Origin of the sequence: Shewanella sp. 4_MG-2023 (genome assembly GCF_030548015.1) — a bacterium.
GTDB lineage: Bacteria > Pseudomonadota > Gammaproteobacteria > Enterobacterales > Shewanellaceae > Shewanella.
Window position 1 is genome coordinate 45,920 of the sequence record NZ_JAUORL010000031.1, and the last position, 9,447, is coordinate 55,366.

General features: G+C 39.2%; 5 protein-coding genes and 1 pseudogene. 3 read left to right on the forward strand and 3 right to left on the reverse strand.

Annotated features, from left to right (window positions below; genetic code table 11):
- Positions 1 to 343: 343 nt before the first annotated feature.
- Positions 344 to 625 (forward strand): annotated as a pseudogene (locus tag Q4546_RS15595) (acyl-CoA dehydrogenase N-terminal domain-containing protein); the annotation flags it as partial.
- A gap of 199 nt (positions 626 to 824) precedes the next feature.
- Here Q4546_RS15595 and Q4546_RS15600 read toward each other — a convergent pair.
- The 3 genes from Q4546_RS15600 to Q4546_RS15610 form a co-directional block, all read right to left on the reverse strand.
- Entirely contained in the window at positions 825 to 3,173 is a 2,349-nt protein-coding gene (locus Q4546_RS15600) for a DUF1566 domain-containing protein (protein ID WP_133126587.1), read from the reverse strand.
- A gap of 379 nt (positions 3,174 to 3,552) precedes the next feature.
- A complete protein-coding gene (locus Q4546_RS15605) occupies positions 3,553 to 4,680 on the reverse strand; it encodes a zinc-binding dehydrogenase (RefSeq protein WP_303446569.1) in 1,128 nt (375 codons plus the stop codon).
- A gap of 124 nt (positions 4,681 to 4,804) precedes the next feature.
- Positions 4,805 to 5,491 (reverse strand): glutathione S-transferase family protein, encoded by a 687-nt coding sequence (locus tag Q4546_RS15610; protein ID WP_303446570.1) that lies wholly within the window; start codon positions 5,489 to 5,491, stop codon positions 4,805 to 4,807.
- A gap of 735 nt (positions 5,492 to 6,226) precedes the next feature.
- Here Q4546_RS15610 and Q4546_RS15615 point away from each other — a divergent pair.
- Both Q4546_RS15615 and Q4546_RS15620 read left to right on the forward strand, forming a co-directional pair.
- Positions 6,227 to 8,542 carry an endo-1,4-beta-xylanase gene (locus Q4546_RS15615; protein WP_303446571.1) on the forward strand — a complete coding sequence of 772 codons (2,316 nt, stop codon included), beginning with the start codon at positions 6,227 to 6,229 and terminating at the stop codon, positions 8,540 to 8,542.
- A 113-nt stretch (positions 8,543 to 8,655) separates the two neighbouring features.
- Positions 8,656 to 9,135 (forward strand): carbohydrate binding domain-containing protein, encoded by a 480-nt coding sequence (locus Q4546_RS15620; protein WP_303446573.1) that lies wholly within the window; start codon positions 8,656 to 8,658, stop codon positions 9,133 to 9,135.
- Positions 9,136 to 9,447 lie beyond the last annotated feature (312 nt).

A 9,447-nucleotide genomic window follows, 5' to 3' on the forward strand; every position in this document is an offset into this window, starting at 1 on the left:
ATCATGCTATGTGGAGTTTCTGTATTTATCCAATCAATTGTTTTAATAGATAACTATTCATGTAAGGAATACAGGCAGGGCTCAGTCTATGTATATGTATATGTATATGTATATGTATATGGTATGGAAATTACATCGAGGAACAAATACCCACTGACCCGATTAACTAAATAGCATAAATCAATACCATATTATTTTTACTAATAGATCGTCATAAGTATTATGCATTTGGATAATAGCTTTAGTTAACTTAGCATCGAATATTCGGAAATGTTATTTGTGTGAATTATCATCCAAATAGTCAGTTACCACCTTAAATAAAATAATTATTTGGAGAATGACAATGCCTGACTACAAAGCGCCCATACGCGATTTTAAATTTGTGATGCAAGAGTTACTTGGCTGTGAAAGCCATTACCAAGGTCTTGGTTATGAAGATGCAAGTATAGATATGATTGATGCCATCATTGCTGAGGCGGCTAAATTAACTGAACAAGTCGTGGCACCATTAAACCAAATTGGCGACCAACAAGGTTGTACTTGGACTGACGGAAACGTCACAACTCCTGATGGCTTTAAAGATGCCTATAAACAGTATGTCGAAGGTGGATGGCCAACGTTATCGATACGAAGTTTACTTTGTATTACTGGCTTTTTTATCTTCCCTTTAAATTTGAATAGCTTGTCTAAATATTCTAAATCATCATCAACTGTACTGGTCAAATTCAAACAACCTGTCGGGTTAATCACTTCTCTATATTATGTTAAGTCGATAACAACAGCCTTTCTGTAAAACACAATAATAAGTCGATTCAGTAATGCTTTTACTTGGTGTTTTTAGGCGGTCCAGTAGGTGCCTCATCTGCCGTGATGTAACCATCTTTATTTTTATCAAAATGATTAAAGCGCTTTGTGCCAGCTTTAAACTCTGAAGCCGATACTTTTGCATCGCCATCTTTATCAAATCGATTAATAAATTTATTACTTTGAGTACTGCTTTTGATTTTGTTGTTTTGTTTTTGAGTCGTTGAACCCGTCAGGTTACTTGCCCTTGCATATTCGTTAATATATTCAGTCAGAGGCTGCTCATATGTTTGGGCCGCTAAAACGACATTGCCATCTCGTACACTGCGTACATAATTCTCAACTCGAATAAAATCGCCTTGTGGCCCACGAGACATCGGTGCACCTGTTTTAGGGTCGCTGCGCTGAGAACCCGCGCCATGAACATCCATTGTTATGCCACGCATTTCACCTAAGGCTTTACCAAAGGCCACATAAACCGCTGCAGATTCTGGCACTGGCCCATCAAGATGAGTTGTTGAACTCCAGTAATAAGGATAATCTTTTTCGCCAGATTCATTCTTTATCGAAGATGTGTAAAAAATCGGGTCGATTGCCGCTGAATTAGAGGTTTCAGGTGAGCGGGTATAATCCACGATGCTTTGTAACTCTTTTGCATCTGGTAAACGCCAATCGCTATGGCCAGCTAAAGTTAGATCCTCAGAATATTGCAGTGCTTGTTGCCAATTCAAACCTTTGTTACTGTCTGTCTGTTGCCAAGTTAAACCAGTCGCCAAATCAGTGGTGGTACCATCCTTATTGTCAATGAAGTTGTTTTTACCATAGGCTTTATTTCCCCTCACAAACCTAAAGTACATTTTATTCGGCGTTTTAGTGCGTGGATTAAACTTTGGGTAACCTTTAATACGGCCATCAACAAAATTCACCCCAAAAACCGTATCATCACTTTTCATTGTTTTGCCGACATACTCGGTACTCGACCATGTTTGGGCATCAATCTCTCGTTCTCCAGCTTTAGTATTACCAAGAGGTTGATTGAAGAAACTGGTGTCGATGAAAGGGGTGAGCGCTTTTTCTCCTTTAACGCTGCCTGTAAATTGAATGAGAGAATAGAGCTCTTTAATGGTGGGAATTCGCCAGTCACCATAACCTGCTAATTTTAGAGTGTTTATTTTTAAAAGTGCTTCATCATAACTCAGTTTATCCCCCATCTGTTTTTGCCAGATTAAACCAGTGACATTATCGGTGATAGTGCCATTGTTATTGTCGGTGTAAGAAGGAGGGTTAGTGCTATAACTGGCATCTTGACCATAAAAATCATTGGCATTGTCTGGTAATGGTATTACTGCATTGTTGCTGTAGGATTTTCTTTGTCCGGTATCGACGATTGGGTAACTTGCTATCTTTTGTGATGTTTTGACTATGCTTTCCTTCACTGCAGTATTAACGGCCATAAGATCTTCACTGAAAATGACATTACCACTATAATTTTTATGAATTTCTTTTAAGCTCGCTTCAGCATCAACTTCCCCCGCAGTAAAATGGGTGTAGACCAGATTTTTGACATTAGCTTTTTGGGCAAGTGTACTGGAGTCGTTTAAATTAAGGTGAGCACGATTTTTTTTATTACCGCTCTTTTTATTTTTGTTGTTCGAACCTTTATTTATGCTTTGATCATTAGATTTTTTGTTTTTATTCCGTCCACCTATCATTACCATTCCGCCAGAATCGATAATCATATAATCTGCATTGCTCGCGAAGGTGGGCAGTGCTTCTGAATAAGTCAGATCTCCAGTAATGACAATCGATTGGCCATTGTAATCGAAGCGGTAAGCAACAGTATGAATGGTGTGTGGAACTTGAAGCGTGGTGACCTGTATATCACCGACCTTAAAGGATTCTCCGCCTTGTATATCTGTAACATCAAAAGCCTTGATACGATCGGCAAGGTTTCTCTTAGTTTTGCCTAGTCGATATGTAATATCAGCTTCATACAAATCCAAATTTGTTTCCGTGAGTTTCTTCGTATTGGGTGGACCAACAATGGTGAAGTTATTTCGCCCTAGTAACAGACGAATTAACATGGGTACAAATTCTTCATTATGATCAAGATGATGATGGGTAATAAGTAGGCTAGATAAATGACGAATATCAACGCCGAGTTTAGACAAATTAGCTTGAGTGCCATTACCCATATCAACCAATATATGAGTGTTTCCGGCAGAGATTAACGTACTCGCGCTCGCACGGTTTTCATTATAGATAGGCGAACCAGAACCAATAATAGTGGCCGTTAATTGATCTGCTGCATGAGCAGTAGCAGCTAGCAATGAACTGAACATAAAAAAACCAAATATTATCTTTTTCATAGAAACCTTTTTATGTCTATTGGATGCTATCAACAACGAAAATAGGGTAAATCAAGTCGTCATTATTGTTGCTTGGATATTTATAATACCAATAAAAAAACCAACAAAAATAAAATTTACTTAACTTTAACAACTTTACATAACGGGCTTTAGTTTATAGTTTTATCCACATAAAGGTATCTCGATGCTGTTAAACGCTAAGGAATGTAGCGCTGTGATTAGGGTGAATTGATGTTAATACAGACATATTAAAGGTAAAGCTGGGGCAGGGGTTTAACTCAGAAATGTAAAAATGTATTGCTTCGTTTTATGTGGAGAAATACGCTAAATAGTTTGAAGTCGTGGCAACAGTTGTTGGCCACGACTCTTTAAAATTGAATTAAACTTGAGGGGTAATTAAGTACTTCTCACCAGTAGCTTGCTTTGAATAACCCGCTATCGATTGTAATGTTAATACCTCTGCCAATGACACTTCATGGGTGTAGTGGCTTGCAAACGTTGTGGTAATTTCATCAGCAACACGTTTACGCATTGCCACGACAGTCTCAGTGCCTAGTTTGCCGAGTGCATTGAATAATAAGAATCCATTGACTCCCCATGCAAAACCAAAGTTACGATTCAGCGTAATAGGTCCACGGTTTAAAGCACCATAAATGTAAACTTGTTTGAAAATGTCAGAACCATAAACACTATGTTCTGTCATATCACGAGATGCGGCAACTTCCATACTGTTAAGGATGTCACTGGTTAATTGACCGCCACCAATGGGATCAAACGCAATCGTTGCACCAGTTTCAATGATTGCAGCAGTTAAATCAGCAAGGAAAGTGTCACTAGTTGAATTGACAATATATTTTGCCCCCATATCTCGTAAAAGCGTTTCTTGTTCAGCTTTACGGACGATGTTAATTAAATCGACGCCATCGGCAATACAAATACGGTTTAGCATTTGGCCAAGGTTAGATGCCGCAGCCGCATGAATGATGGCTTTATGGCCTTCAGCGCGCATCGTTTCAACCATTGCTAATGCGGTAAGCGGGTTCACAAAAGATGAAGCGCCTTCTTTAGCTGTTGTGCCTTCTTTTAACTCTAAGCAACTTCGTACATTGGCACAGATATATTGACGATAGGTGCCACCGCCAATAACAGCAACGGTCTTGCCCATTAACGCTTGCGCTGCAGGAGAAGATCCCGCTGCTATGACGGTTCCAGCACCTTCATTACCCACAGGTGTGGCTTTACCTACACGTGTTTTAACTGCAGGCATATAGTGAGCGGGGACATTCGCGGTGATAGTAGGGTTCTGTTCAGTGCCAGATTGTGTCGCGGTTGTCATATCAGCTGCGCTGAATAAAACGGCTAAATCAGAAGGATTTAAAGGTGCAGCTTCAATGCGAATAACGATCTCATCGGCAGAAGGTTGTGGCATTTCGATGTTTGTTAAAGCCAGTGTTAGTTTATTGTCTTCACTGATTGTTGAAGTCAGTTGAATATTGGTATCAGTCATAAGGTTTTGCTCCTGCAAATAATTAAATTTGGTGTACCAATAACGTTATTGTATTGGTTGTATTTTGTTCGTTTTAAAACTCAAGTACTAATTTAAGTTTTAAATATTTTTATGATTTAAGTGACTATGCCGCATCTGCTGCTTGGATCTGAGCTTGTAGCTTTTGCATAAACTCGGGCATATTTGCCAGTCGATCTGCCTCTATACTTTGGGCAATGGCAGATTGACTCATGGAATCATTCCACTGTTTCATGCCTGGGACCTGTGCAAGTACATCCCAGTTAAGTTGGCTAGACGCAAATGCACTGACAATGGTGTTTACGTGATAAACGTAGATATCAGCCATGGTAAATTTTTCACCAGCAATCCACGGTGAAAACTGACCCAAGCGACTTAACGCGATAACGCCACGATTTAATACTTGGCGTACTTCAATCGCTACCGATTCAGGTATGTCGGTGCCTGAAAATACATATGGTATAAATCGTCTGCTTGGCAGTTCAAAATAGAGTTCTGCTATTTTCATGATTTGACGTACAACTGCACGTTCACCAGCATTTTCAGGGTATAGCTGCTGATCATTCGATGTAGGGTAATTCTCTTCGATAAAATCACAAATGACACTCGACTCTGAAAGATGTAAGCCTTCAGTTGTTGTTATAACAGGTACTTTCCCTGCAGGACTGATTGCCAGTAACTCATCACTACCACCGTAAATAAGGTTTTCTTGAAATGGCAGTGCTTTGTATAAGAGTAGATGTTTAACTAGGTTGTAATAGTTACTAGCAGCAAAACCGTGCAAAATAATCATAAATCAGTTTTCCATCTTTAATGTCTGGATTGTTGTTAATGGCGAATAAACACAGTTAAAGTTCTTGTATTTAACTCGTTGCAACAGAGAGGGTTGCAATGTTTAAGATAAATCCATTATTACTGGTTTTTATGGGGTTATATATAAGGAGATATGTGGAACACTATTGCTTAAAAGACAATAGTAAGACTGGAAGGCCGTAATATTTAAGTTGTTTTATTCTAAATAGGTTAGGGTGATTAAAACGAGTAAAGGGAAATTACATCTTGCTCAATCTATAAAAATCAGCTTTATCATCTCGTTAAATTGACGAACTTGCACACGGTAACTTTGGTGAAATAGCCAAGTAAAACTTAAAAAATTTCAATATAAATTCACAATGTCATAGCGAACAACAAAGCAGACTGCTCTAGTCAAAGTAATAAGTTAGCAGCTCAAATAACATTATTTAAAATAAAACCTTCTAAGTGTTTAGATCTCATCAAACATCAATAAGCGTCTAAAAAACAATCAAATAGATTCAAAAATCTTTACATACAATCAAACTAGCAAACAAAAAAACACCATTAACCAACTTAACTTGAGATTATTTTAATTGTTAATAACATTCAAGTGGTCTACTTTACTATAAGCTTATGGTCAATGAGACTTATAGCTAGCTCGTAGTAAACACAATAAAAAAAGTGATTTTATAAAATGACAAATTAAAAATACAATACTCTTCAGGAAATATAAATGAATATACAAAACGATAGATTTAAATTATCCAGGACAAGCTTACTGGTTTCCCCTTTACTACTATTATTGTCGGCATGTTCAGATGATGACAAAAAAACACCCGTAGTGCCTCCAATACCCGAAGTTCCGCCAGCCGTAGAAGTCGATCCAGATCCAGAGCCGTTAGTGACTAATTTAGTCGAAGCAGCAAACAAAGCAAATAAACGCATTGGTACCGCGTTAAGTCATGGTGTTTTAAGCAATAACGAGACTGACTATATCGACATAGTAAAGAAAGAATTTAACTATGTGACACCTGAAAATATCGGTAAATGGGGATCTATTCAAAATACTAGCTCTGACGTTTGGGATTATGACGCTTTAGATAGCATGATCGATTTTGTCGAAGAAAATGACATAGCGTTTAAAGGCCACGCCTTAGTATGGCATCGCCAAGCACCATCTTTTGTTAATGGTGATGTAACAGCTGAAGATTTAACCATATTAATTAATGCGCATATCGATGCTACGGCAGCGCGTTATAGCGGACAAATATATGCGTGGGATGTGGCAAACGAAGTAATGGGTGATGATGCTAATTATCGTGACTCTGTATTCTTTGAAAAGCTAGATAAAAACTACATTGCTGATGCGTTCACTAGAGCACATGTTGCTGATCCTGATGCGAAGTTGTTTTATAACGATTACAGTATCGATAACATCAATGCTAAGTCTGATGCTGTATTTACCATGGTTTCAGAATTAATCAATGCTGAAGTCCCGATTCACGGGGTGGGTTTTCAAATGCATTTAGATGCATCAAATGCACCATCAACCCAGCAAATGACCGATAACCTGCAACGTTTTGCTGATTTGGACTTAGACGTTAACATCAGTGAAATTGATGTGCGTTTATCCGCCTTACCTTGGGACCAAGTGACTAAACTGGCTATTCAACAACAGGTATACCATCGTGCAGTCAATGCATGCATGAATGTTGACCGTTGTGACGCTGTCACGGTTTGGGGGTTCACAGACAAATATAGTTGGATTGATGGCGAGTTTGGACCCGATGATCCACTTTTATACACTGCTGATTACCAAAGAAAACCGGCTTATTTTGCGATAGCTGATGCCTTTATGGGTATTGAAGCTGATGAATCAGGTGTGATGCCAAACTTAATTGCCAATGGTAACTTTGAAATAGGCACAGACGGCTGGACAACCTTAGGCGAAACAACGACAAGAACCACTGAATATCAACAGAATGGAATAACATCGCTGTTATCTTCAGCAAGTGAAGATGCTAAAGCGACAGCTAGCATTGATATCACCAGCTTACTTAAGGCAAACAGCGTCTATGACCTTAAAGCTTGGGTGATGTCAGCTAACGAAACAACATTAGCAAGCTCTGTAAATGTAATACTCGAATGTGTCGCTGAAGAAGCGAACACTATCGTTGTTAATTCAGCCGTTGCCAGCAACACTGAGTTTACCCAATTATCAAGTTCATTTTCCGTACCTAATTGTGAGCTTGTCAACGCCACTTTATCAGTTGAAGGCGCTGATGTAAGTGAAGACTTTTACTTAGATGCAGTAAGCCTTCGACCACAAGCTTTAATGCCTAACACTGATGGTTTTGGCGATAACCTTTTAGCTAACAGTGATTTTGAAATTGATGCTTCAGGGTGGGAAGGTTACGACACATCAGCAGTTGCAATCACCACAAGCAAAGTATTTGCCGGAAGCCAAAGTCTAGTCGGTACTGCGCGTACCCAAGAATACCAAGGGCCATCAACGAATATTTTGAGTCTTGTTGAGTCAGGCCAAACTTACCAATTGTTTGCTCGAACGGCAATTAGTGAAGGTTTAGCTCAAGTTAAAGCGACAATTAGTGCAACCTGTTCAGATGGTGTTAAGTACTTAGGCACTGGTGCTACGGAGGCTAACTCAACTGATTGGTCTTTAATTGCGGGGCAGGTAACGTTACCTACCTGTGCGATGAGCGATGCCATTCTTTATTTTGAAGGCCCTGCAGTGGGTATTGATATCTATGTCGATGACGTTACTTTTCATCAAGAAAAGAAAGATTTAGGTCCTAACTTAGTAACAAACAGCGACTTTGAAATAAACACTGATGGTTGGTCAGTTTGGGGCGGCACATTAGCCAGCTCAACAAACTATGCCAACACAGGTAATAGCAGTGCTTTACATAGTGATAGAACAGGGACTTGGCAAGGCCCGTTATTTAATTTACAGCCTTTTGCTGAAACCGGTAAGACTTATGAAATTACCACATATGCCCGCATTAAAATGCAGATGAAGATCTGTTAAACATTACCTTAAAAACCTTATGTGAAGGTGATGAAGAAGCTGATGCATCTTACACTCAACATGGTGCTATAACGGCTACCAATGGCGAGTGGACAAAGTTAACCGGTAGTTTGGTGTTACCAAATTGTGCGCTTACTAGTGCCGTTGTTTATTTTGATGGCCCCGCAATTGGTGTCGATATTTATATCGATAGCGTGTCTATTACCAGTGACATTACTGTGGACGCTGATAACTTATTGACCAATTCAACCTTTGAATCGGGTATAAATGGCTGGGCAACTTGGGGGGCAAACATTGAAGAAAGTACTGATTTTGCTCACACAGGTGAAAAGTCAGCGTTAGTTAATTCACGTACCAATGATTGGCAAGGGCCTGTCTACGACTTTTTGGGGCGAGGAGTTGCAAATACCGCTTATGATATCAGCGGTTGGATAAGAGTTGCAGGTTCCGACAGTGAAAACGTTAGCATTAACATCAAGCAAACCTGTGAAGGTTCAGAGGCGGTTTACACCGAGGCAGGCCCAGCCGTTACTGTGTCAGACAGTGAATGGACCTTAGTGAGTGGCACATTTACCCCCCTGATTGTGAATTAACTGAGCTCTCGGTGTATTTTTCAAATGCCGCTGTAGGCGTTGATATCTATTTAGACGACGCGGTAGTTAAGTTGGCCTCGGTAGAATAAAATAGACTGTGTTTATTTACTCAATAAGTAAGCTCGTTTAATAAATGGTACCAAAATAAGCAAAGATTTATATCGGGCAGAGGGCGTTACATCAAGTTATAACCTCTGGCATTGTTTGTAGATTAATTAAATTATAATATTTAATCGAGGGTGTAACAGATTCTGTGTAACTGCAATTTAGTTAATATGCTTCACAATTCTGTCTTCGAACTCAATAATAAAT

Coding starts and splice junctions, on each gene's coding strand:
- Q4546_RS15615 (WP_303446571.1), top strand. CDS start 6,227: ATGAATATACAAAACGATAGATTTAAATTATCCAGGACAAGCTTACTG.
- Q4546_RS15605 (WP_303446569.1), bottom strand. CDS start 4,680: ATGACTGATACCAATATTCAACTGACTTCAACAATCAGTGAAGACAAT.
- Q4546_RS15610 (WP_303446570.1), bottom strand. CDS start 5,491: ATGATTATTTTGCACGGTTTTGCTGCTAGTAACTATTACAACCTAGTT.
- Q4546_RS15600 (WP_133126587.1), bottom strand. CDS start 3,173: ATGAAAAAGATAATATTTGGTTTTTTTATGTTCAGTTCATTGCTAGCT.